General features: G+C 47.7%; 13 protein-coding genes. 7 read left to right on the forward strand and 6 right to left on the reverse strand.

All coding sequences use genetic code 11. The features are described 5' to 3' along the window. Nucleotides 1–33 precede the first annotated feature (33 nt). Together ACO08K_RS04835 and ACO08K_RS04840 are read left to right on the forward strand one after the other, a co-directional pair. Nucleotides 34–1,068: a T9SS type A sorting domain-containing protein gene (locus ACO08K_RS04835; RefSeq protein WP_421795271.1), complete on the forward strand. Its 1,035-nt coding sequence runs from the start codon at nucleotides 34–36 to the stop codon at nucleotides 1,066–1,068. 372 nt (nucleotides 1,069–1,440) lie between these two features. After that, a complete protein-coding gene (locus tag ACO08K_RS04840; protein ID WP_421795272.1) occupies nucleotides 1,441–3,825 on the forward strand; it encodes a TonB-dependent receptor domain-containing protein in 2,385 nt (794 codons plus the stop codon). Nucleotides 3,826–3,952: 127 nt separating this feature from the next. Here the strand turns inward: ACO08K_RS04840 and ACO08K_RS04845 are convergent, their stop codons facing one another. Next, on the reverse strand, nucleotides 3,953–5,860 hold the full coding sequence (locus ACO08K_RS04845; protein WP_421795273.1) for a metallophosphoesterase: 1,908 nt from the start codon (nucleotides 5,858–5,860) through the stop codon (nucleotides 3,953–3,955). A gap of 83 nt (nucleotides 5,861–5,943) precedes the next feature. Beyond that, the gene (locus tag ACO08K_RS04850) at nucleotides 5,944–6,987 is read right to left on the reverse strand and encodes a zinc-dependent alcohol dehydrogenase family protein (protein WP_421795274.1); all 1,044 of its coding nucleotides are present in this window, start codon (nucleotides 6,985–6,987) and stop codon (nucleotides 5,944–5,946) included. A 369-nt stretch (nucleotides 6,988–7,356) separates the two neighbouring features. On the opposite strand from ACO08K_RS04850, the gene ACO08K_RS04855 reads away from it, so the two are divergent. After that, a complete protein-coding gene (locus ACO08K_RS04855) occupies nucleotides 7,357–12,165 on the forward strand; it encodes a translocation/assembly module TamB domain-containing protein (protein WP_421795275.1) in 4,809 nt (1,602 codons plus the stop codon). Between the two features lie 81 nt (nucleotides 12,166–12,246). On the opposite strand, the gene ACO08K_RS04860 is transcribed toward ACO08K_RS04855, so the two are convergent. The 4 genes from ACO08K_RS04860 to ACO08K_RS04875 form a co-directional block, all read right to left on the reverse strand. Beyond that, entirely contained in the window at nucleotides 12,247–13,422 is a 1,176-nt protein-coding gene (locus tag ACO08K_RS04860; protein ID WP_421795276.1) for a hypothetical protein, read from the reverse strand. A 76-nt stretch (nucleotides 13,423–13,498) separates the two neighbouring features. Further along, nucleotides 13,499–14,584: a chorismate synthase gene (gene aroC, locus ACO08K_RS04865; RefSeq protein WP_421798286.1), complete on the reverse strand. Its 1,086-nt coding sequence runs from the start codon at nucleotides 14,582–14,584 to the stop codon at nucleotides 13,499–13,501. Between the two features lie 85 nt (nucleotides 14,585–14,669). After that, complete coding sequence (locus tag ACO08K_RS04870) at nucleotides 14,670–15,488, reverse strand: hypothetical protein (protein WP_421795277.1); 819 nt, start codon at nucleotides 15,486–15,488, stop codon at nucleotides 14,670–14,672. A gap of 130 nt (nucleotides 15,489–15,618) precedes the next feature. Next, a complete protein-coding gene (locus ACO08K_RS04875) occupies nucleotides 15,619–16,578 on the reverse strand; it encodes a VOC family protein (protein WP_421795278.1) in 960 nt (319 codons plus the stop codon). Nucleotides 16,579–16,696: 118 nt separating this feature from the next. Here ACO08K_RS04875 and ACO08K_RS04880 point away from each other — a divergent pair, with 118 nt between their 5' ends. The 4 genes from ACO08K_RS04880 to ACO08K_RS04895 all read left to right on the forward strand — a co-directional run bounded on the left by ACO08K_RS04880 (nucleotide 16,697) and on the right by ACO08K_RS04895 (nucleotide 25,548). Continuing rightward, nucleotides 16,697–17,059, forward strand: a complete 363-nt coding sequence (locus tag ACO08K_RS04880; RefSeq protein ID WP_421795279.1) for an MmcQ/YjbR family DNA-binding protein — start codon at nucleotides 16,697–16,699, stop codon at nucleotides 17,057–17,059. A gap of 449 nt (nucleotides 17,060–17,508) precedes the next feature. Beyond that, nucleotides 17,509–18,558 (forward strand): NAD(P)/FAD-dependent oxidoreductase, encoded by a 1,050-nt coding sequence (locus ACO08K_RS04885; protein WP_421795280.1) that lies wholly within the window; start codon nucleotides 17,509–17,511, stop codon nucleotides 18,556–18,558. Between the two features lie 400 nt (nucleotides 18,559–18,958). Further along, nucleotides 18,959–22,171, forward strand: coding sequence for a S41 family peptidase (locus ACO08K_RS04890; RefSeq protein ID WP_421795281.1), 3,213 nt, complete (start codon nucleotides 18,959–18,961; stop codon nucleotides 22,169–22,171). Between the two features lie 236 nt (nucleotides 22,172–22,407). Then, entirely contained in the window at nucleotides 22,408–25,548 is a 3,141-nt protein-coding gene (locus tag ACO08K_RS04895) for a SusC/RagA family TonB-linked outer membrane protein (RefSeq protein WP_421795282.1), read from the forward strand. Nucleotides 25,549–25,562 lie beyond the last annotated feature (14 nt).

The raw sequence follows: 25,562 nt of genomic DNA on the forward strand, positions 1-25,562 counted from the left end.
AACTGATTTTGAAAAATAGTGTAACACGTTGTCATGAGATTGTATATTTTTTTTGTCGCAGTTTTTTCAGCTCTGAGTTTTTTCAAAATGGAAGCTCAGACTCCACCCTATTCCGGAACTATTTTCATTGACCCTGACATTATCACCTCGTCAGACTCATCTTCTATTAAAAGTACGACCTATGCCGGGCGCGGTCAGCGACAAGTTTATGATAGAAGAGTAAACAACTGGATAAACATTAATGCCTATTTGTTTGATGTGGTATGGAAAGATGGGGTATTTTCAGAAGCCGTAGTTAATCCAGAATTTGGAACGCTTGAATTAGCAAAAGTTGAAGCAGAAAAATATGCCCGTTTAATTGGCCAGTTGCCTTTTTGCTTGAGATTAGATGTGGATCAAATCTGGATACATCAAGGTGTACAACCATTTGGTGGAGGAAATAATTCTATACTCATTCATACAGGACAATCAGCTGCTTATGAAGCTTCTGGGATTATTGAAGAAACTTTAGTTCATGAAGCAGCGCATACCTCCTTGGATTTTGCGCATGCAGCTTCGTCTGGTTGGAAAACCGCTCAAAGTAAGGATGGGAATTTTATTTCTACTTATGCACGGGATAATCCTACCAGGGAAGATATTGCTGAAAGCTTTTTGCCTTGGTTGATGGTCAAATACAGGGCTTCAAAAATCTCAACCGCGGATTTCAACAAGATAACCCAGACCATTCCGAACAGGTTGGCCTATTTTGATAGTCAATCCTTTAACTTGTATCCCTTTGTTGGCAAAATTGTATCAACCAACAGCCTGGAAGATATTAAGCCAGTCGTTTATGCTTACCCCAATCCATTTAATGAAGTTTTAAACATCGAAGTAAAGCTGGAAAAGTCCAACCCGCTTGAGCTTGAAGTCATCGATGCGCTGGGCAGAGTACTACGGGTGGTTAAATCATCCAATATTACCGACAAACATGCCTTCCAGATCCAAAACCTGGATTATAAGGGAGTTTTATTGGTCAAAGTCAAAAGCAATGGCAAATACGCCCTCGTTAAAGTTATAAAAAACAATTAGACTGGCTCTAAGTATGAATCCCGATTTTAGTAGGGTGCAAGCAGTTGAGTTCGACTGCTTGCACCCTTTTTTGTTAATGTTCTCACTCTTCCTTGTCAAACAAGTTCTGCTCACAACATTAAAAAGTGCTTAAAATGCGTTAAAAAACGACTTTGCGTTTTTATTTTTACCTATGCTGTGTTACTTTTGCACTCATTGCAGGTGAGCATTCCTATCTACATACAACTTCACTAACAAAGGATTATCTAACGTTTGTCATTTCAGGCTTTTGGGGCGCAAGATATCTTTGTCCTAAAACCTACGGGTACTTATATTTTCTTTTTTACTCTAACACACATTTTTTACTCTAACTCTTGAAAAAATTGTAATCCTATGTCCAAGTATTTACTCGGGCTTTTGTGTTTTTTGCCATTTTTGGTCCAAGGCCAAGTGGTAAAAGGACGCATCACCGACGCCCAAAACCAGCCGCTCAAAGGGGCAGCTATCCTCTGGAAAGGAAGCAACACCGGGGTGGAAAGCAACGCCGAAGGGCGTTTTGAAATCGCTGCCCAACCCGGGCAGCAGCAGATCTTGTCCATTTCACTGCTTGGTTACCTGCCCCAGGAAGTAGCCGTCAAATCCGATCTTTACGTGGAGGTAAGCCTGACCGCCACCAGTATTGACCTCAATACCTTCACGGTACGGGAGTTAAGCCAGCAACAAACCGTGATTGAACGTTTGCCAGAAGTAGTCGGCACCTACATCGCCTCGGGCAAAAAAAACGAGGTGATTTCAATCGCCGATATGGATGTCAACCTGGCCGACAAAACGGGGCGTCAATTGTTTGCCAAAGTCCCCGGCGTTTTTGTGTACGACATGGATGGCTCGGGCAACCAAATCAACATCGCCACCCGTGGCCTCGACCCACACCGCTCCTGGGAATACAACGTACGCCTCAATGGGGTGATGACCAACAGCGACTTGTACGGCTACCCCGCCAGTCACTTTAGCGCCCCGATGGAGAGTGTGGAAAAAGTAGAACTGATCCGGGGAACAGCCTCTTTGCAGTATGGTGCTACTTTTGGTGGAATGATCAATTACGTCACCAAAACGGCGGATACTACCCGCAAAATTTCTTACGAAGGCCAGCTCAATTACGGTTCCTTCGACACCCGCAGCATGTACCACGCCATTGGTGGCAAAATTGGCAAATTCAGCTATTATGCCTATGCGCACAACCGCGCTTCGGATGGCTACCGCGACAACGGCGACAGCAAATCCAATGGCCAATTCCTTTCCATGGCTTATGCTTTTTCACCCAATTTGACCCTCAAAGCGGAAGTCGCCCACTCCTACTACAACTACCACATCCCTGGGCCGCTTTCTGATGGGTTGTTTTATGACAATCCACGGCAATCCACACGTGCCCGCAATTATTACGCCCCTGACATCTGGGTCCCTTCCCTCAATTTGGATTGGAAAATCAGCCCCCGTACCCAACTCAGCGTTATTGCCAATGGCTTGTACGGTACCCGCAACAGTGTGATGTTTGTAGGTTTTGCCGACAAACTGGACGTTCCCAATGCTGCAGGTGTTTATTCCAATCGCCAGGTAGACATTGATAACTTCAACAGCTTCACCGCCGAAGCACGTTTCAAACACCAGTTCAACACGGGTGGCATCAAACACACCACCATTGCTGGCGTACGCTACATCAACAATGACCTGAACCGTCAACAAATCGGCAAAGGTACGGCTGGTTTTGACTACGACCTGAGTTTGGTTACGCCTGGTTATGGCCGGGATTTGTGGTTCCGCACCGGGAACATCGCTGTATTTGCCGAGCACTTGTTGCAGTTGAACCCACGCTTGTCGGTGTCTGCTGGTATGCGGGTAGAAAATGGCACCACCGACATGACGGGCACCATTTCATATCTGGCGCCAGCTAAAGTGCCCAATCAAATCATGCACCGTTTTCCACTGTTTGGAGCCAGTGCACAGTACAAACTCAATGGCTTTGCCAGTTTGTACGCGGGGATTTCCGAAGCTTACCGCCCGGTCATTTTTGCGGATGTGATTCCGGCTAATGCGCTGGAAAAAATTGACACCAACCTTTTGGACGCCAAAGGATTCAATGCTGAACTGGGTATCCGGGGCAACTGGCGCAACCGCGTACATTTTGACGTATCCGTTTTTGCCCTCCATTACAACAACCGCATGGGCAGCACCATCATTCAGGAGAATGGCCAATCACTGGTGTTCAAAACCAACCTGGGCAATACCATCACTCGTGGGGTCGAGTTTTACACCGAAGTGAATGTGCTACAAACCAAAAGTGGCAGCATCAGCGTCTTTACCTCCACCTCTTATTTTGATGCCCGGTATGTGCAAGGTACTTTGGTAACGGGAGGAAAAATCACCGAAATTGCAGGTAATCGGATCGAATCTACGCCAGAGTGGATGACGCGAAATGGAATACAAGGCCGTTACCACAAACTTAGCGCAGCACTTCAGTACAGCTGGGTAGCCATGAGTTATTCTGACCCTGAAAACACGGTTAATCCAAGTCCCAATGGCTCCAAAGGCACTGTTCCTGCCTACGGTTTGTTCGACTTCAACGCGACCTACCGTTTCAACAAACATTTCTCTCTACGGGCCAGTGTGAGCAACTTCACAGATACGCAGTATTTCACCAAGCGGCCTACGATTTATCCGGGGCCGGGGGTTTGGCCTTCGGATGGAAGGTCGTTTACGACGACATTGATTGTCAAACTGTGATGATTGTGATGGTTGAGAAGGTTGAGGGAGGTTGAGAATGTTGAGGCTACCGCAGCAACTTAGACAAGGACTACGTCCAAGTCGCTGCGGCAGCCTCAACCTCCCTCAACCTTCTCAACCTCCTCAACTATTCATGGTGTAACTGAAACGGTGTAAACGGCACCGCCCCCACCTTATCTTCCCACCATCCCGCCTGCAAAAACTGAGAGCCACTCAACTCAAAATATTCAATCCGGATTTTGTGTTTTCCTGCCGCCAATAAAGTTTGAGCCATTTTTTTGATGGAGGGATGATCACCAGTTTGGTCAATCATCAATTGATCATTCAAGTATAATTTGGCACCATTGTCAGCACTGAGGTACAAGGTTTTTGCTCCGGTTTCAGCCACCTCAATATAACCTTCCAAGGCCACTGCAAACAGGTTGTCACGATGGCCGATTTCTGCCAGGCCCACCTGATTACTGATGCCCGTTTTTACTGGCGTCAAGGTTTTAAAATCGGGGAGCTTAGTCCAGTCTCCTTCGTAGTAGCTGAATTTCAGTCCTTTTTCCGTTTTTTTGACTTTTTGTGCTGGCTGTGCGGCCATTTTCCGCAAATCCATACTCATTACCCGACTGGCCCGACCATCCTGCGTATACGCACGAGTTTTGAGTACAGTACTTTGCCTGATGACCAATTCTTGCTTGTACAAAGCACTGTTTAGGGTGGGTTCCGAGCCGTCCAGGGTATACCGCACTTGTAATCCTTCAAAAGCAGCCGATAAAGCGACTTTTGTTTGATCCTGAAACAAGGTGGCACTTGCATTAATTTGCGGCGCAGGCGGCTGGATTACACTTGCGGTTTTTCCTTTGGCAGCATCTTTTTGCATTTGAAAGGCATCAAACAAACGGCCTTCATGGTCGATGGCTTTGAACACCAGATTGTTTTCAAATATGGCGAAAGTGCAGTAGTGGTGCACGATTTGTAAGTCCGTCGTAAACCAACTCCGGGTAGGCGCAAACTCTTCCAGGCCACCCCCTGCCCCACCGGAATTGATGTACACCACACCATCCTTCATGTTGATCCGGTTTTCCTTGAGGGGCCAGGTACGTTCATAAAGGTGGGTATGGCCAAAGAGGCAAAAATCCAATCCGTAACGTTCATACAGCGGTACCAGGTTGCGGGCATTGCTTCCGCCCAACGCAGACAACTCTCTGGCAGTGTTACCATGATCGTCGGAGTCGGAGGAATATGGAGGATGGTGGTGTACGGCGATTTTCCAGGTAGCCGTAGATTTGGACAACTCCCATTCCAACCAGTTGTATTGCTCAGAGCCTTCACTGAGGTCGCGATTGGAGTCGATCATAAAAAACTGCGCATTACCGTATTTAAAAGTATAGTAGTATTCCGGGGCGGGTGCCGCCATGTATTGGTAGTAGTAAGGCGCGTCTTGTTCGTGGTTCCCAATGGCGGTGTATACGGGCACCCGGCTCATCAAGATCTGACCATTGGGAAAAAAATTGTCCACCCAATCGTTTTTATCCATACCCTGATCCACCACATCCCCGGCGTGAACCACAAAATTGGGGCGATCCTGCCACAGTTTTTCGGCAATTTTACCCCAGGCCCAGGGCGTACGGTTATTGCGTTGGGTGTCGCCAACCAGGCCAAACAGGTATGCACTACTGTCTTTTACCGCCGTTTTAAAGGTGTAAACAGGCGATTGAATCTTTTCACCAGATTGGGTTATGGCGGTCACCTGCCAGAAATAATTGGTTTCGGGTTTCAGGTTGTCGAGCAATACTTCGTGCATCAGGCGGGTACCATCCAGCCGAGCTTCCCGGTCGAGTACAACTTGATCTACTTTGGCTCGGGCTTCCCCGAATTGTACAAGGGTGCTGGCGGGCTCTTTGGTTTCCCAGAGCACATACATGCCGTTTTGGGTGGAAAATTGGAGATAGGGTTGCACCAAAAATTTAGTCTCAGGTGCAACATTTTGCGCTGAAATCAATCCTGTGTTCAATAGAAGCAGGATGGTAAAAAGGTACATTCTCATGAGTAAATCATTTGGGCAACAAAATACTTTACACATGTTAAATAAAAGTTGAGTAGAGGTTATTTGTATCTCATCATGTAATATCACCCTGGAAACCCAATCACCGTCACCCCATTTCCTCGAAACGAATTCAAATCCATCAACTCCTGAATGCCCTGTTCCAATGAAACAACCTTACCCAACATCCGCTGTGGTTGAATTTTTCCAGCAACAATCATGTCCAACATGCTGGGAAACTGATGCGCCTGCATACCGTGGCTCCCGATGATCTCCAATTCGTTGGCAATCACGGCCCCCATCGGTAGTGGTGGATTGGCCTGATCGCCGGCCAAAAGGCCCATTTGTACATGGCGGCCTCGCTTGCGCAAGCTGAGGATGGAGTTTTTACAGGTTTCATGGCTGCCCAGGGCATCTACCGACAATTGGGTGCCACCCTTGCTGATCTCGCGCACCGCTGCCACCACATCCGGGGTTTTGCGCACATTGACCGCTGCTACCGCCCCCAGAGAAAGCGCCAGGGCCAGTTTTTCTTCATCAATGTCAATCGCAATGGGCTGGGCACCAAAAGCGGCAGCAATCATGATGGCCGACAAACCCACCCCGCCACAACCGTACACCGCCACCCATTCTCCGCCTCGAACTCGTCCTTGAGCAGTAACCCCGCGCCAGGCCGTGATGAAGCGACAACCCAAAACGGCCGCCGTACTAAAGTCCATTTCATCGGGTAAACGCACCAGATTGTGATCGGCATGGTCGATGGCTACGTATTCGGCAAAGGAACCCCAAGCTGTAAACCCGGGCTGAAAATAATGGTCGCAAATCTGTTGCTGCCCTTGGTGGCATTGTGGGCAATCGCCACAACCAACACAAAAAGGCACAGTAACTCGATCACCTGGTTTCCATTTTTTCACCCCAGCTCCTATCGCTTCCACGGTTCCCGCCAGTTCATGGCCAGGCACATGCGGCAGGTGTACATCCGAATCGTGGCCTTGCCAGCCATGCCAATCACTGCGGCAAATGCCAGTGGCGTGTACACGAATGACCACTGCACCTGCTCGGGGTGTAGGGTCTGGTAAAGTGGCCAGCTGAATGGGGCCACGGAATTGTTCAAAGTAGGCAGCTACCATATGAAATGAGATGTAGGTTTGATCATATTACCAAACATTTTTGTCTTTTGGAAGCAGAGGAAATAAATTGCCACGTGCTTTAGCGCGTGGATCGGGATGCCCTCTTGATCGGGCTTTAGCCCAAGTCTTAATTTTCAAGCCAGGACTAAAGTCCAATCAAGAGGGTGTCCCGATACCCCAGGCTAAAGCCAGGGGCAATTTATGTCCTCCGAGCAAAATATCAAATAGTACGAAGTACGGTACAAAGCCGTACTAAATTTTTGTTAATGTAAGGCGCAAACCTGTCATTTTGCCGTAGTTTTGGGTTTTTATTGCAGAATGGAGAATCAGGAACCAAAAACGAAGCAAAATTGGCGCGAAATCCGGTGGGTGCTTTGGCAAATATACCGTCGGGTTGCTGCCACCCTCAGGATCACGCTTACTGTAACAGCAGTAAGCGTAACGGTTTTATTCCTGCTTTTTCAGATCCCCATCATACAGGAATGGGTCATCGATGAGGTCACCAAAGCCATTTCCAAAACCACCCATACCCGCACCGAAGTGGGCCATTTCCGCCTGAGTTTTTTCAATCAAGTGGTGCTCAATGATGTCTATATCGAAGATGACCAAGGCGATACCTTGCTGTTTTGCAAAAGTCTGAGCGCTCAAATCAAACTCAGCCCCATCACATTAATCCGTGAAGGTTTGGTTTTTGATGTACTGAGCATCGCTGAGGGGCGCTTCAACATTCAAAAAGCGCCTGCTTCAGAAATGAACAATTTGGAGATTTTGCTGCAACGGCTTTTTCCACCCCAACCAGAAGCCCCTAAAAAAGAAAAAAAGCCCTTTGCACTTGCGATTAAAAAACTCAACCTTGACAAGGTCAGTTTTCTCAAAAATGACCTCCATCGGGGACAAAGGATGGAAATCAAAATCTACCGGGGTCGGATCGCCATAGATAAAATGAACCTGCCTAAAAAAATAATTCAGGCCAAATACATTCGATTCAAAGGGGCCAGAGTGCTAATTGACGAACTGGATTATGGCCCTGGTTATGAGGACTCTTTGACTGAAATTGAAGAACAAGTACCAGTGGACAGTAGTGCCGTAGATACAACCCGCTGGAAAGTTGATGTGGCCGAAATTGATTTTTCCGAATCCGTTTTTAACGTACACAATTACCGCAAATCGCCTAAAATTAAGGTTGCCCGCGATACCATCGATTTTGCCCACATGGAAGTGCGCGATATCGACATCAAAATCCAAAACTTCAAAATCAGCAACAATGTCTTTTCGGGCAACCTGGGGAACATTTCACTCCGTGAAAAAAGCGGCTTTGAGTTGTCCCGTTTGGCCGCCAAAGAAGCCATTGTTAGTTCCCAGGAAATCACCCTCAACGGGGCTGCCCTCGTCACCCCACATTCCAACATCGGCGATACCATTCAGTTGAAGTTTGACTCTTTCGACGATTTTGGCGATTTCCCCAATCTCGTGCGGATGGACAACCGATTCAATGGCGCCCAAATTGCCATGCGCGACATCATGGCCTTTGCTTCGGATTTGACTACAAATCCTTTTTTTCGCAAAAACAAAGAAACGACGCTCTCGCTCGATGGCCGAATTTATGGTCTGGTCAACAACTTGAATGGGCGTAAATTCAGGCTATTGCTGCCCGATGGCACTTTTTTACAAGGCCGTTTTGATGCCCGGAATCTGGCCGTGAAAGACAACGAGTCCATCGAATTGCGCATGGATCAGCTCAGCACCAGCATGCGCACTTTGCGCGATTTATTGCCCAATTTTAGCTTGCCCCGCAATTTTGACAAACTGGGCAAGCTGGAATACCGGGGTGACTTTATCGGCTTTTTCAACAGCTTCACCACCATCGGGCAATTGTCCACCAGCATTGGGAGTGCCAACCTGAACGTTTCTCTCAAAAATACCGAAAGCCCCGAACGGGCCTCTTATTCGGGAACCGTGGTGCTCAACAATTTTGACCTGGGCAAATGGACTGACAACAACAATTTTGGGAAAATCAGCCTGCTTGCCAAAGTAGGTGAAGGCGACGGGTATGGCTTGGCTGGTAAAAACGCCCGGGCCAAGCTTAGTGCAGACATCAAAAGTTTTGAATTCAAGGGATACAAATACACCAACGCCCAAATGCAAGGGGAGCTTAAGTCCCGCAAATTTGACGGGAATCTGGTTATCGCCGATGACAACATCGATCTGAATTTTACGGGTAAAGTTGACCTTTCCAAAGAGATACCCGAATACAATTTTTACTCTTCCATCAATAAACTCAACCTACAAAAACTCAATTTCAGCAAAGAAGACATTGTATTGACCGGGAATGTAGATGTGAACATTCAGGCCAAAAACCTGGTGGATTTAGTCGGCAAAGCCGAATTTAAAGACTTTGACCTCAACAAAGGTGACCAAACTTACCACTTCAAAATTGTTGACATCTCGTCTACCCTGGATAGTACCGGCAATCGCAAGTTGGACATTGCCTCCGATGTGATGGATGCTCATCTGAATGGTCGCTTTGATATTGAAAAAATCCCGGCGGCATTTCAACTTTTTATTTATGACAATTTCCCTGGTTTTGCCCAACGCTTTAAGTTGAATAAAATTGATTCCCTGTTGCGGCCTCAACAATTCAAGTACGACATCAAAATTAAAAACAGCGGGGGCTTACACGAATTGCTCAATGCCCAGTTGGGTCCCTTAAAAAACTTCACGCTGACGGGAGAATTTGACAACCTCACGGCAAAATTGGTCACCAAACTGGATGCTCCAGAGTTTCGTTTTGGATCTATGGCCGCCACGGATTTGGGCCTGCGCATTGATTTAAGTAATGGTCAAGGTTTTATCACACTCAATACGGCCTCGCTGAACATCAATGACAAACAAAAACTACCCAATATCACGCTGCAAACCTCGGTCGATCGGGATACGATTGATTTTGGACTGACTTATGCCGACAAATCCTCCAAGGTTTTGTCCAAAGTCAACCTGGATGGGCGTTTTTACATCCGCGACAGCAGTACCATGCTGATGCGCCTGAGCAACTCCGATTTGCACCTGTTGAATACCAATTGGTCCATCAACCCGCGCAACACCATCGTTTTTGGCAAAGATTACATTGATGTCCAGGACTTTGTGCTCCAGGATGGCAAAAAGTCCATTCGCCTCGATCGTTTGGGCCGCAAAGGGGTCAAACTGGCCATGAACAACATGGATATGGGTCTGCTCAATGGCTACCTCAATTTTGAGCCGATGGAATTTAGCGGTCGTTGTAACCTGGAAGCCCGGGCAGAGGATTTGCTAGGTTTAAAAAATCTCGGCTTATCCCTGGTCAGTGATACCCTTTTTATCAATCAGGACGATTGGGGCCTGATGCGCCTGGATGTAAAAATGCAAGACCGCCAACACCCGCTGGAGGCCTATTTTTCGCTCACCAAAGATACCGCTCAATTGTTGTTGGAAGGCTATTACAACCTCAGCACTTTTGGTGAAAGTACCGAGCAGCAAGCCAGATATTTCGATGCCAATCTCAATATCCATTCTTATCCACTCAACATCGCCGACTATTTCGTAGGGGATGTTTTTAAAAACCTATACGGCTATTTTGATACAGATATACATGTCAACGGCGATTTTAACAACCCCAACATTGCGGGCAATATGTACCTGATGAAAGGAGGAATGACGGTGGACTACCTCAAAACGAATTATACCTTTGAGCGGGCTAACGTGGAAGTGGACAACTTTCTTTTTGACTTGTCTGGCATGGTTTTGTACGACAAGCGCAAAAACCGCGCTCGCCTGGATGGGGGTATTCGCCACGATCACCTCAAAAGGTTTGGCTTCAACGCCAGTTTAAATACCCTTGAACCCTTCTTTGCGCTTGACACCAAAAAAGGCGACAATGAACAGTTTTACGGCCAGGCCATTGGGATGGGCAAAATCAATTTTTCTGGCTCCTTCCAGCGGCCCGATATTTCCGTGATCGCCTCAGTAGGTGAAGGTTCTCGTTTGATCATCCCGGTTAGCAACGAGCGCAAAGTGGGGCAATTGAATTTTGTCCGTTTTGTAGAAAAAACGCCCAAAACCGAAAAAACCAAGGACGAACGGGAACTCACCGGGGTCGGCATTAACCTGGACATCACCGTGCAACGTGGCGCAGAAATGCAGATCATTTTTAACGAACAATCAGGGGACGTCATCAAGGGAGCAGGGCGTGGGGCTGTACAAATCTCAGTGCCCCGGGGTGGTGATTTTAAGATGTTTGGCGAAATCGTGATCGACGAGGGCGAATACCTCTTTACGCTCTACAACTTGTTCAACAAAGGATTCCGAGTTAAAGAAGGAGGTACCCTTACCTGGAATGGCGACCCTTTTGGCGCCATCATCAACCTGGAAGCGGAGTACCGTGATCTGAGTGCGTCGGTTTATAGCTTTATTCAGGAATACCTCGTAGCTGCTTCCGATGAATTAAAAGCAGCAGCCAATACCAATACCAGCATCGATTTGCGGATGAAATTGCGGGGCGATTTGCTTAAACCAACCATAGATTTTGACTTGTTTTTTCCCAACCTGCGGGGTGACCTGCAAAGTTATGTGGAAAGTAAAATTCGGGTCCTCAAACAGGATCAAAACGAATTGAACAAACAGGTTTCGGGTTTGATCCTCTTTGGTCAATTTCTGCCCGCAGATTTTGCACTGGGCACCCAGGCCCGCGCCTTTGCGCTCAATTCGGTGAGTGAATTGGTCTCCAATCAAGTATCCTTAATGGTTACCGAATTGTTGAAAGACCTGGTGGGGGAAGGTGTTCTTTCCGACATCAACTTCAATGTGCGGCAGGCCCTGACCAGCAGTGGCAGCAACGAATTTCAGTTCAGCCTCAAACCCTACTTCCTCAAAGACCGCCTTTCGGTACAGGTGGGGGGCAACATCCAAAACAATGTGCCGGGTACGGAGGTCAATACTTTTGTGGGTACCGACGTGGTCATCGAATATGCCATCACCCCTGACCGCAACCTCAAATTGCGCATTTTCCAAAAGCTGCAACCCGATGTGGGTGGACGAAGGTTTCAAGTGGGCACAGGCTTGAGTTTCAGAAAAGAGTACGACTCTTTTGCGGATTTTATCCGGAGTTTCAAACGAAAGGCGGGGGAGAGGAAAAGTGACAAGTGATGAGTGATAAAAATACCACTGGTGAAATTCAAATTAGGCAATAGTCCACATTTCGAACACGTGGACTACTGCCTAAACAGATCAAGCTTCCTGAAGTGCGTTCAATCCAAGGGCTTCAAACACATATTTTTTGTTAAAAACATGCAAGCAGGCATGAAGCGCAGTATCAATGGCCAATGCTTGTTTATCTTTTTTACCACTTCCTTTATTGCCGTCAGCAAAGTCGCATATGGATTTGATCAGAATCCAGTCTACTTTTTTGCTTTGACAAGCAGCATAGAGTCCTGCTCCTTCCATTTCTCCACCTTTAGCAGTTGGAAACTGTTTAATCATTTCATCTCGTAGACTCAGATTGTCAATTAATTTTTCACCTGATAAAATGTCACATAGTTCCAAGCTTGCTTCCTCCCCATTTGGCAAAGTATATTCCCAATCGCGAAGGTTTTTGAAATTATCACGTAAGGTGTTGCTGGCTTCTGGTTTAGTACCTCTCCAAACGTCCTGATCATTGCCTATTCTTTGTGTTTCATATGGAATGATATGTTCAGAAACCAATACATCTCCAATGTTCTGCTTGAAAGCATCAACACCAAATGCAATGCCAACCATCAATACAAATTTGGGTTGGAGAGCACTGATGGCATTTGAAACCGTTATGATAGAACCCATTGAGGCTGTAGATCCCATACTGCCGCATTCAACATTCGCAATGACGAAATTCCCTAGTTTGCCCAAAAAATAAGTAGCGTTATCTTTTTTCACTTCAAATAACCCTTCTTCATTAGGCAGTGGGGTCATTTTTTGATGTAAGGCTGAAGTCTCTGTATCAGTAGCGGTTACGATTAGGGCGAGTCCTTGATTTGAGTAAGGCTCAATTTCTCGGAAAGCCTTTTCAACGTACTTTATTTTTTTAGGTTTTTCAGCCGGCAGAGCTACAAATCTATCCGGAGCGGCATCCGCTACAGCTGTTGTGGCAGGCTTAGTCGTGCCAGTTTCCTCTTCCTCTTTTATTTCCAACTGCTCAACGTATTCATTCAATGTATTGGAAATGCGGTTGATTGCCAAGTCGTAGTCCCGGGTATCAATGACACCTCGATTAAGCTGGTCCTCATTGCGCTTGTAGCGAGAAGAAAGCAGTAGTAAATCATTGTACAAGTCATCTTGGCCATTATCTTCCGTCAACTTCATCATTTCGACTAATGCTTTCCCTATTTTTGCATCTACAATAAGGTTCTTGAAATATTTTTTAGATGGCATAGCTGTTTTTTTATCAAAAATAAAATTTTCCCTGAAAAATAAAGCCTCTCCTCTATATACAATTATTTTTTACTTTTCACTTTTCACTCTTCGTCATTCTTTGCCGCAACAAGTGATCCGCCAACACCAGCGCCGCCATCGACTCTACAATCGGCACTGCCCGGGGCAACACACAGGGGTCATGCCGACCGCGACCAGTTACCTCCACACTTTCACCTTGTGTGTTGACCGATTCCTGGGCGGGGATAATGGTGGCTACGGGTTTAAAGGCTACCCGAAAAGTGATTTCCATGCCGTTGGAAATACCACCTTGAATGCCGCCAGAATGATTCGTGCGGGTTTTGATTTTGCCATTTTCTTGGTAAAAAACGTCGTTGTGTTCCGAGCCGCGCATACTTACTCCGGCGAAACCAGAGCCATATTCAAAACCCTTGCAGGCATTGATGCTGAGCATGGCTTTGCCCAGATCGGCGTGGAGTTTATCAAAGGCAGGTTCGCCCAGTCCTACCGGGCAACCCGTGATCACCGCACTCACCACCCCACCGATGGTATCCCCATCCTTGCGCACGGCTTTGATCAGGTCGATCATTTGGACAGCCATTTCCGGGTCGGGGCAACGCACGTCGTTGGATTCGGTCAGCGAGAGGTCCAGTTCATCCGCGCTTTTTTGCAAAATAAGGGGCCCGACCTGACTGACATAAGCCTGAATATTCACTCCGTTTTGTGCCAAAAACAATTTGGCAATGGCGCCAGCTGCTACCCGGGCTGCCGTTTCACGGGCTGAGGAGCGGCCGCCACCCCGGTAGTCGCGAACACCGTATTTTTCCTGATAGGTGAAATCTGCGTGAGAAGGGCGGTATTTATCGGCAATATGGCCATAATCATGAGAACGCTGGTCGTCGTTGGGAATGAGCATGCCGATGGGTGTGCCGGTACTTTTGCCCTCAAAAATGCCGGAGAGAATTTGTACGGTATCGCTCTCTTTGCGTTGGGTGACGATGGCTGATTGGCCGGGTTTGCGGCGATCCAGTTCGGCCTGGATGAAAGCTTCATCGATGTCTAGTCCAGCTGGGCAACCGTCGATAATGACTCCAATGGCCTTGCCATGTGATTCTCCAAAGGTACTGATGCGAAAGGCACTGCCAAAAATACTTCCTGCCACGGTTGTGTTGTTTTCTTTGTTTGGATATTGGCGACAAAGATAATTGAGGAGTTGAGAAAATTGAACCATGCAGCTTTTAATCGCTTCAGGATTTAGGTTTATAACTGATCTTCCGCTCCCATTTCTCCAACAAAACCTTTTTTTCCTTACCTTTTTCCATTTCTACCAAGAAGCCTTTTTTCTCTATCCAGTTGCCCTGTTCATCGTAGCGATAATCGTAAATAGTGACTGCTTTTGGCGTGATGGATTTGATCAGGTCTCCTTTTTCATTGTAGGTTTCGCCTTTGGCTGGAAAAGCGGCTCGCTGCTGTGGATCAAGCACAAAAGTATCGCGGGAAGATTCTTTGCCCAGCACATTCATTTTTTTAACGACATAGCGATTCAATTCTGGCAAGTACTCTGCCTCCTCGGTTCCTCCGGTCATGTTGTCGTCGTCGTCAAATTTGTCAATGACGTAAGGTTGGCCCCGACCCACGTTTTTAATGCGGGTTTCAAAGCGCAGGTAACCATCTTTGCTGAACTCCCGGATGCGCACCAAAAAGCCACGGGTATCGTAAACGTAGTTTTCGGTCCGGCGATCGTAAGTGCCATCTGCAGCCCAGGTTTCAAAAATAGTGGCCTTTTTTACCCCTACCGCATTTTGATAAGTGATCGTATCCTTGGCCCTGAGTTGATCGTTTTCGTATACCGCTTTAAGGATGATTTTTTGTTCAGCGTCGTAAAGCGAACGGGTGCGGGTTTGTTTTTTGCTTTGCAGGTTCTGGTACGTTTCCTGGATTTCCATCACAGGTAGTGCGCCTCGGAAATGTTCCTGCTGGTTGAGGTGCAAGGCTTTGCTCAGGTTTTGCGCTTTAATGGAAAATGCGCTGAGCAGTAAAAGTAGAAAAGTCGATCTTGATTTCATGGTCTTCATTAGCTGAGGTGTAGCTTAAGTGCCGGAGGTTTCTTAGGTGGTAAAAAAATTATTTCACCACCTAAGAAACCTCCGGCACTCAAGATGCACCTTAGAAAGCGTTGGTTCTCTAATGTATTCCTCAACTCAATTTTGGCAATACCGCCTCAATCTCCGCCCGCTTTGGCTCCTCCCATTCGGGCAAATGCAAATGAGTACCCAGCTCTTCCCGCGATTCATCCACGGTAAATCCGGGTTGCATGGTCGCCATTTCGAACCACATGCCCGCAGAAGGTTTAAAATACACCGAATGAAAATACTTGCGGTCTCTGAATTCGGTAGGATTCAGGCCCAGTTCAGCGATCCGCGCCTGCATGGCCATCAACGCTTCATCATCAGCTACCTTCCAGGCCACGTGGTGAACGGTGCCGATGCCGTTGCGGCCCTTATGGCTATAGGCATCGCGGCGCATTTCCAGGTAATGCCCAGCCCCGCCACCGTTGACATTGAGGCGGATGCGGTTGTTTTCCTCTGCCGCCACTGCCATGTTCATTTCAGAAGTTAAAAACTCAATCATGGACTGCCAATGCTCTGGTGCGACCGACAACATCACGTGGTGAATACCCCGAATGGCAAAGTAAGCCGTAATCTCCGGTTCGGAAGGATTCAGCCAGGGTGCACGGGTATCGCTATCATCTCCCATCAATTCAATTTGCAGGCCGGATGGGTCCCGAAACCAAAGAAAAGGTTGCCCGAAGCGTTCACCGTGGGTCAACAAAACGCCGTGGGCATGCAGGCGTTGTTCCCAAAAAGGCAAGGCAGCAGTAGGTACTGATAATGCCGTAGTCAGGATCATACCCGAACCTTCGGTTCCCTGTTTTACATTGGGTTGGCCTTTGTAAGGGAAGGTGGTAAAAACAGTTCCCGGAGTGCCCACCTCATCGGCATAATAAAAATGGTATACGTGTACATTGTCAAAATTCACGGTTTTTTTCACAAGTCGCATACCCAGCACGCGGGTATAAAAATCGTAGTCCTCCTGCGCGTCATTGACGGTGGCCGTAACGTGGTGAATCCCCTGAATGAGTTTTTGGGTCTGCATGTTTGTCCCTGTTTTGTGTGCAAAGTAGGCTGAATTTTTCATAAATTTAGCCGCTCTAGAGCTTGTTTAAGTTTTTTGGGTGGAAACGAAAACAGGCTCTTAATCACAAACTAACGTTATGAACGTCGAAGAAGTTTGCGCCTATTGCCTGGCAAAAAAAGGGGTTGAAGAAAGTTTTCCTTTCGGTGAAACTACCATGGTGCTAAAGGTTATGGGCAAAATATTTGCACTGGTTCCCCTGGATGTGGATGTACAAACCATCAACCTCAAATGTGACCCCGAGCGGGCCATCGAATTGCGTGAAGAATACCCCGACGACGTACTTCCAGGCTACCACATGAACAAAAAGCACTGGAACACCGTGCATTGTGAGGCTGGTCTGAGCAATAAACTGCTACAGGAGCTGATCGATCATTCGTATGATTTGGTGGTGGAGAGTTTACCGAAGAAGTTGAAGGTTGAATTGGAAGGTTTGGGGTAAAATGGAGGATGATATGGAGTTTTATGCATCAATAAGTAAGGTTTTATCGGTGGGTTCAGTGCAAGGTTGTGCTGGAATCTACCAACCCCCGACCCCTAAAGGGGAGTACATTTTACGTATGCCTAAGATTTTGGCTTTCTGCATAAAAAATCGAATTTTCGACTTACGTAAGCTGTACTTCCCTTTAGGGGTCGGGGGTTCTCAGACTACAGTAAAATGTGCAAAAACAACCCCAACTAGCTGGTACAAGTGTCTGACACGCTGGTACAAGTCTCTGACTTGTACCAATATTTTTGCGTCTCTGACGCACGCGCAACGCGAAAATATTGAGCAACTACACGTCAGAGACGTGCTGATATTGGTACAAGTCTGGAGACTTGTACCAGCGCCAGCCCCAGACTTAATCCGACCATATCGCCTAAATCTGTTTGCCCCCCCAACCCACTCCCATGAAAATTGACTACCTCATCGTCGGCCAGGGCCTGGCTGGTTCTCTTCTTGCCTACTTTTTGGAAAAAGCTGGTGCCTCCATTTACGTCATCGATCCCGATGGTGCAGGTTCAGCTTCCCGGCGTGCTGCCGGTTTGATCAATCCTGTTACGGGACGTTACTTCGTCAAATCCTGGCGGGTGGACGAACTCATTCCTTTTGCCCGACAAACTTACCGGGAGTTGGAGCAATTACTCGGCGGCCCGTTTTTCCACGAACGCAGCATCCTGCGTGCCCTCACTTCCGCTAAAGAAGAAAACGATTGGCTCGCCCGCGCAGGTGACCCCGGCTATCAGGCCTACATGGGTGATCACGCCGACAAGGCACCACTCGAACCACTCCTCTACCCTACCCTCGCCTATGGCCAAACCCTACAAAGTGCGCAATTGAACGTCAGCGTTTTTTTGGATTTTTTTCAAAAACATTTGCTGGGAAAAAATCGACTGAGTAAAAATTATTTTCAGTACGATGAACTGGTTGTCAACCCAGACGGAGTCACCTATGGAGATATTGATGCTTCAAGGGTCGTTTTTTGTGAAGGTTACGGCGGGGTCAAAAACCCCTTTTTCAACTACCTCCCCTTTCGTGGCGACAAGGGTGAAGTGTTGATTGTGGAAATTCCCGGAGCGGGTTTTGAGCACATCGTCAAACAAAACAATACCTTCCTCGCCCCTCTCGGCAATGACCTGTACTGGGTTGGGGCCACTTACGCCTGGCAATTCACGGACGATCAGCCTACAGAACAGGCTCAGGAGGAACTCCTGGAACGTTTAAAAACGGTGGTGAAACTGCCGTTCAAAGTAGTGGATCATTGGGCGGCTATCCGGCCCACGGTGAAGGATCGACGGCCTTTTTTGGGGCAGCATCCTGAGTTTTCAAACTTGTGGATTTTCAATGGTTTGGGGACGAAAGGAGCTTCATTGGCACCGTTTTGGGCGAGGCATTTAAGTGAGGTGATGCTGGAGGGGAAGGCGATGGAGGGGGAAGTGGATATTCGGCGGTTTGGTTGACAGCGAACTAGCCCTGAAAGGGCGATATCCCATCAAGAATGGGCGACGCCCATTCGATCCAGCAGCCCAGCTCTATTCACACTACCAGCCCTGAAGGGGCGACATAATCCCACCGACTGATGTCGCCCCTTCAGGGCTTCTTAGCTTAAGACATTCATTACTCGACCCGCTTAGAATGGGCTGTACCCATTCTTGAAGGTATGTCGCCCCTTCAGGGCTAGTCCACCTTGTGGCAGATGGCACAGCATCTTGGAATAGAATGGGCTGTACCCATTCTTGAGCAGATGTCGCCCTTTCAGGGCTAGTTCATATCGCGTTATGCGCCAAGTAGCATCTTGGAATAAATTCAAAATTTCTACTAATTTAGTCCTCATTTAATCACCCAAACCTTTCACTAACCATGCAAAAATCTACCTGGCTGTTTATTGTCAGGGCAACCACACGGGTTGTTCCTATGATGTTTTGGGCAACCGCAAGGGTTGCCCCTACGATGTTGTTCATTTCAATGCTGGCCTTTGGTGCCTTTGCCCAAAACCAATCCGGTGCCTACTTCAGCGACCATCCCAGCCTTTCGCCCGATGGCAGCACCCTGTATTTCACCTACGCTGGCGACATCTGGAAAGTGCCCAGCGCGGGCGGCCTCGCTACCCGCCTCACCGCCATGGAAGGTGACGAACGTTTCCCCCGTCCCTCACCTGATGGCAAATGGCTGGCCTTTAATGCCCAGCAATACGGGAATACCGATGTGTACCTGCTGCCACTGGATGGAGGCGAAATCCGCCAATTGACCTACCACGATGCCAATGACGTAGTCAACGGTTGGTCCTGGGACAGTGGCTTTATTTACTTCACCTCTTCGCGCTACAATCGTTTCAGTGGCTACAAGGTTTCCGTAGAAGGCGGTACGCCGATGCGTTTGTTCCCCCATTACCACCATACCGTCAACGACGTTGCCGAACATCCTCGGGGAGGCGAAATTTTCTTCAACGAGTCATGGGAAAGTTACTCAGCTGTGACCCGCAAAGGGTACAAAGGTGACCACAATCCCGACATTCAATCCTACAATCCCCGTTCTGGTGAGTTCAAACAATACACCAATTGGACCGGTAAGGATTTTGGGGTAACTTTTGATCGCCAAGGCAATTTTTATTTCATTTCCGATGAAGCCAATGGCGAGTACAACCTATACACTTTTGAAAAGGACAAGAAGCTCAAGTTGACCGATTTTTCCACTTCGATCTGGTATCCCCAGGTGAGTGCCAATGGCGAGAAGGTGGCCTTCCGCCGGGACTATCAAATTCAGGTGTATGATGTAAAGAAAAAGAAAGCAGAAACTGTTGGCATTCGGATTCCTCAAAACGTCACCCTGAACAAACTCCAGGATTTCAGCATCAAAGGTAACATCTCCAATTTTGATGTATCGGATGATGGGAAAAAACTGGCTTTTATTTCACGGGGGCAAGTCTTTGTATCCGATGTAAAGGGCAAATTCATTCAACAATTGGCCACCCGCTCCGATGGTCGCGCACTAGAAATTCACTGGCTCAAGGACAACAAAACCTTACTGTATAACCAAACCGCAGGGGGCTACCAAAATTGGTTTACCCAGGCGGCCGATGGCAGTGTACCAGAAAAACAACTCACCCAGGATGTACACAACAACCGCAACCTGGCTTTCAACAGCGATAAGACCAAGGCGGTATACCTGGCAGGCCGCCACGAAATGCGCCTACTGGATTTGACGACCATGACAAGCAGCAGCTTGCTCAAGGATGAATTCTGGGACCTGGGTAGCGATGAACCTCAATTTGGCCCCGATGACCAGCACATCCTCTACACCGGATATCGCAATTTTGAACGCGACATTCTGGTGTACAACCTCAACACCAAAAAAATCCAGAACCTGACCAATACCGGGGTTACCGAAGCCGCTCCCCGTTGGGCGCCCGATGGAAAAAGCATTTATTTCCAGGCCAATTTGACCCAAGCCTCCTACCCTTTCGGCCTGCAGGAACCCAATCTGTACAGCATGGCCCTGCGGGCTTATGATGCCCCTTACCGCTCCGACAAAGTGAAGGAACTGTTCAAGGAGGAGGAGAAAAAAACGGATAAACCAGCCGCCAAAGACTCCACTGCTAAAAAAACGCCCATCCAGATCGACGAGGCTTTCCTCAACGAGCGAATTGAACAAATTGGCCCAAGTTTTGGCAGCCAGGGTGCACCCTATGTGATCCAAAGTGGCGAAAAAACCATCATCCTCTTCGCCTCCAACCACGATGAAGGCCGGGGCAATTTGTGGAAACTGGTACTCGAACCCTTCGAGCGCCCCAAAACGGAAATGATTCAGGGCGCTACAGGCTTTGGTTTTGGCATTAGTTCCGCCAAAAACCAGCACTTCGTGTTGACGGGAGGAAACATTGCTACGCTCAATATCGATGCCAACAAGGTTGAAACCATCAATATGGAATACACCTTCCGCAAAAAACTGTCGGATGAGTTTGCACAAATGTTTTACGAGACCTGGGCCAACCTGGAGCAAAACTTTTACGATGAAACTTTCCACGGTAAAAACTGGAAGGCCATCCGGGATCGTTACGCCGCTTTTTTGCCCCAACTCAATACCCGCAGCGATTTGCGCCAGTTGTTGAATGAAATGCTGGGTGAGCTGAATGCCTCTCACCTTGCCTTCACTTCTAATGGTACTGAGGAAGAGATTTTTTACAAAGGGCGCAGCGCAGGAACGGGAATCCTGTTTTCCAATGACGATCCTTATAAGGTAGAGCGCGTCGTAGCGCGTAGCCCAGCCGACCGCACCGACAAAGACATTCGTCCGGGTGATCGTTTGATCAAGGTGAATGGTACCGCTGTAGTGCCCCGCAACAACCGCGAACAATACCTGATTCAACCTTCACTGGATGAAGAAATCAGCCTGACCTTTATGCGTGGACAGGAGGAACGAACCGTCAAAATCCACCCAGTCAGCACGTTTATCATCAATGACTTATTGTACGACGAATGGGAAGCCGGTTGTCAAAAACGAGTAGACGAGCGCAGCAGCAAAAAAATTGCTTACGTACACATGAAAGACATGGGCGGCGGTGCCCTGGATCATTTCCTCAAACAAATGGTGAGTGAAGGCTGGCAGCGTGATGCGCTGATCCTGGATTTGCGCTACAACACCGGAGGCAATGTCCACGACAAGGTCTTGCAATTCCTTTCTCAAAAGCCCTACCTCCAGTGGAAGTACCGCGAGGGACAACTGTCGCCCCAGCCCAACTTCACTCCTGGTGCCAAACCCATCGTTCTCCTCGTAAATGAGCCCAGCCTCAGCGATGCTGAAATGACTACAGAAGGCTTCAAACGCCTTAAATTGGGTACGGTAGTAGGTACAGAAACCTACCGCTGGATCATTTTCACCAGTGGCAAGGGACTCGTGGATGGTTCCTTTTACCGCTTGCCCTCCTGGGGCTGTTATTCTATGGATGGGAAAGACCTTGAAATCACGGGTGTTAAACCAGATGTTTACGTAAAGAATACATTTAAAGATCGCCTCGAAGGAAAAGATCCTCAATTGGATAAGGCGATAGATTTGATTTTGGAAAAAATGAAATAAAGGGCTAATCTCCGTTTTTAATGGCTAAAGACTGCTGGGATTTTTTGTTCTCGGCAGTCTTTTTTTTTCGCAACACAATTTAACTTAAGTAAAATCCTCTATTTTATTCCTAAATTTACTAAATTCACGAAATTTTCTTTTTTTATTAAAAAATTTTCAAAATCTATAAAAGTATTCTTTACATTTATCGCGTATTTCCCTGATTTTTTAATAACCTATCAAACACGGCAGAACACATGAAAAAAACCAATCTACGCAGTCTGTTAGTTCTCTTGCTATGTATAGCAGGCGCGTGTCTCCCTCCGGGTGCTTTTGCACAAACCAAAATCTCGGGTAAGGTGATTGACAAGGATAGTGGGCCGCTCATCGGCGTAAGTATCCTGGTTAAAAACACGACCACGGGTACAGTTTCGGAGCTTGACGGCAGTTTTAGTTTAAATGCACCAGATGCAAACGCTACACTAGTTTTTTCCTACACCGGCTACGCCACGCAAGAAATAGCCCTTGCTGGTCGCACAAATCTTGACGTTACCATGTCTACTGACAACCTGCTGCTCGACGAAGTAGTAGTTGTAGGTTATGGTGTACAAAAAAAGGAAACCGTTACTGGGGCAGTCTCCAGCGTAAAAGGTTCCGACTTGGTTAAATCTCCTGCTGTCAACGTTTCCAACTCTATTGCTGGCCGCATGGCCGGGGTAGTCGCTGTAAACCGCAGTGGTGAGCCTGGTTACGATGGTTCCGGTATCCGGATTCGGGGCTCCAACACCCTGAACAACAACGATGCCTTGATCGTAATCGACGGTATCCCTGCTCGTGCAGGGGGCTTGGATCGTTTGAACCCCAACGATATCGAAAAAATTTCGGTATTGAAGGACGCATCGGCAGCCATTTATGGTTCTCGTGCAGCCAACGGAGTTATCCTGATCACGACCAAAAGAGGTAAAATCAGCAAGCCAGAATTGTCTTATTCTTTCAACCAGGGGTATACCCAGCCAACGCAACTGCCAGCTGTAGCTGATGCGGCTCAGTATACTGAAATGTTGAATGACCTGGACATTTACGGATTGCCTGCCAGCGAGTGGGCCGCAGCAACAACTGCTTACAAAACCACTGGCACTTACACTCGTCCAAATGGCCAGGTGCGCAAAGCACCATTCCAACCTGAGGATTTTCAGAAGTACCGCGATGGTTCGGACCCATGGGGACACCCCAATACCGATTGGTATGCCGAAACCATCAAAAATTGGTCGCCACAACAGCGCCACAACCTGCAAATGACCGGGGGTACTGAAAACCTCAAATACCTTGCGTCTTTGGGTTACCAGAATCAGGATGGGGTGTACATCAACTCAGCTACAGGTTACAAGCAGTACGACCTGCGCATCAACCTGGATGCCAAGATCAACGAGTTTATCAACGTCAATTTGGGTATGTTGGGTCGTCAGGAATACCGCTTCTTCCCTACCCGGGGTGCAGGCGCCATCTTCCGGATGTTGATCCGTGGCAAGCCACAACAGCCAGCTTACTGGCCTGACGGACGCCCTGGTCCAGACATCGAAAACGGTGAAAACCCAGTGGTGATCACCACCAACCAAACGGGTTATGACCAGGACAAGCGCGATTATTTCCAAACCAATGGCCAGATTGACATCAAAATCCCTGGCATCAAAGGTTTGAAATTCTCGGGTACTGCGGCGATTGACAAACTCAACACCAACCGCAAACTTTGGCAAACGCCCTGGACTTTGTACGAGCGTGGCACCGGCTTTGAAGCCGATGGGGTTACGCCCAAACTGGTTGCCGCAAAACGTGGTCCAGCAGAGCCTCGCCTCGACCTGTTCAACAGTACTCAATTGAACGTTTTGTTGGGTGGAGTTTTGACCTATGAAAAAACCTTTGGTGACCATAACCTGACCGTTCTGGCCGGCTCCAACCGGGAAACCATCGATGGTACCAACTTCCAAGCTTTCCGTCGTTTCTTCATTTCACCAGCGCTTGATCAATTGTTTGCGGGTGGTGACCTCGAAAAAAACAATGGCGGTGGTGCGTTTACTCGCGCTCGTTTGAACTACTTTGGCCGGGTGGCTTACAACTTCAAGGAAAAATACCTGCTGGAATTCCTGTGGCGTTATGATGGTTCGGACATCTTCCCTGAAGAAACCCGCTATGGCTTCTTCCCTGGCGTGATGGGTGGTTGGGTGCTTTCTGAAGAAAAATTCATGGATGCTATTCCTGCCATCAACTACCTGAAACTGAGAGGCTCCTGGGGCCAGATGGGTAACGACCAAATCGCGACTTATCAGTACCTGTCTACTTATGGCTTCAGAAGCTACATCTTGGGCAACGTGGAAACCAAAACCTTGTTTGAAGCGCGTATCCCCAATGAGCTGATCACTTGGGAAGTTGCTACCAATGCCAACATTGGTTTGGAAGGATCGATTTTGAACGACAAGATTACTTTTGAATTTGACTACTTCAACAACAAGCGGACCAACATCTTGTGGACCAAAAACGCATCCGTGCCTCAGTCCACTGGTTTGACTTTGCCAGCTCAAAACATTGGCGAAGTGGAGAACAAAGGTTTCGACGCCTTGATTGGCTACCGTACCAACATTGGCAAACTGAAGTTGAATGTAAGTGTAAACGGGGGTTATGCCAAAAACAAAATCCTTTTCTGGGATGAAGCACCTGGTGCTCCAGAATGGCAGCGCACCACTGGTCGCCCAATGTTTACCGAGCAAGTTTACCAGTACGATGGGGTATTCGCTACTCAGGCAGAAATCGATGCAGAAAAATTGGACTACAAAGCCATCGTCAATACGCTACGTCCTGGCGACATGAAGTACAAAGACTTCAACGGCGACGGAAAAATTACTCCTGACGACCGTGTACGCACCGACTTCAACAACACCCCTACTTTCCAGGGTGGTTTGAATGTGATTGCCAGCTATCAAGGATTTGACCTGAACATCCTCTTCCAGGGTTCCGCAGGTGCCAAGCAATATGTAAGCCCAGGTGAAATGGGTAACATCGGTAACTACCTGTTGAGCATGTATACTGATCGCTGGACGGTTGAAAACCCAAGCAGTGTACACCCACGGATTGCCAACCGTAGCGACCAATACTACTCCGGTGGTAACGATTATTGGTTCAGAAGTACTGACTACATCCGTTTGAAAAACGTAGAAATTGGCTACTCCTTACCTGACAACATCGTCAAAAAGGCAAAGATGACCAGCTTCCGGGTTTATGTCAATGGTTTGAACCTCTTTACCATTTCTGATTTCGATGCGTTTGACCCAGAATCTAGCAGTGCTACTGGCCAGTTCTACCCACAACAGCGGGTAATCAACGGTGGTGTAACTGTTACTTTCTAACACCCTAAAAATCA

It is taken from the genome of Haliscomenobacter sp. (assembly GCF_965225875.1).
Classification (GTDB): Bacteria; Bacteroidota; Bacteroidia; order Chitinophagales; family Saprospiraceae; genus Haliscomenobacter.

Bases quoted from the DNA above. Each gene is read 5' to 3' on its own strand.
- ACO08K_RS04860 (WP_421795276.1), bottom strand. From the start codon at position 13,422: ATGCCATCTAAAAAATATTTCAAGAACCTTATTGTAGATGCAAAAATA.
- ACO08K_RS04870 (WP_421795277.1), bottom strand. From the start codon at position 15,488: ATGAAATCAAGATCGACTTTTCTACTTTTACTGCTCAGCGCATTTTCC.
- ACO08K_RS04880 (WP_421795279.1), top strand. From the start codon at position 16,697: ATGAACGTCGAAGAAGTTTGCGCCTATTGCCTGGCAAAAAAAGGGGTT.
- ACO08K_RS04890 (WP_421795281.1), top strand. From the start codon at position 18,959: ATGCAAAAATCTACCTGGCTGTTTATTGTCAGGGCAACCACACGGGTT.
- ACO08K_RS04875 (WP_421795278.1), bottom strand. From the start codon at position 16,578: ATGCAGACCCAAAAACTCATTCAGGGGATTCACCACGTTACGGCCACC.
- ACO08K_RS04895 (WP_421795282.1), top strand. From the start codon at position 22,408: ATGAAAAAAACCAATCTACGCAGTCTGTTAGTTCTCTTGCTATGTATA.
- ACO08K_RS04850 (WP_421795274.1), bottom strand. From the start codon at position 6,987: ATGGTAGCTGCCTACTTTGAACAATTCCGTGGCCCCATTCAGCTGGCC.
- ACO08K_RS04835 (WP_421795271.1), top strand. From the start codon at position 34: ATGAGATTGTATATTTTTTTTGTCGCAGTTTTTTCAGCTCTGAGTTTT.
- ACO08K_RS04885 (WP_421795280.1), top strand. From the start codon at position 17,509: ATGAAAATTGACTACCTCATCGTCGGCCAGGGCCTGGCTGGTTCTCTT.
- ACO08K_RS04840 (WP_421795272.1), top strand. From the start codon at position 1,441: ATGTCCAAGTATTTACTCGGGCTTTTGTGTTTTTTGCCATTTTTGGTC.
- ACO08K_RS04845 (WP_421795273.1), bottom strand. From the start codon at position 5,860: ATGAGAATGTACCTTTTTACCATCCTGCTTCTATTGAACACAGGATTG.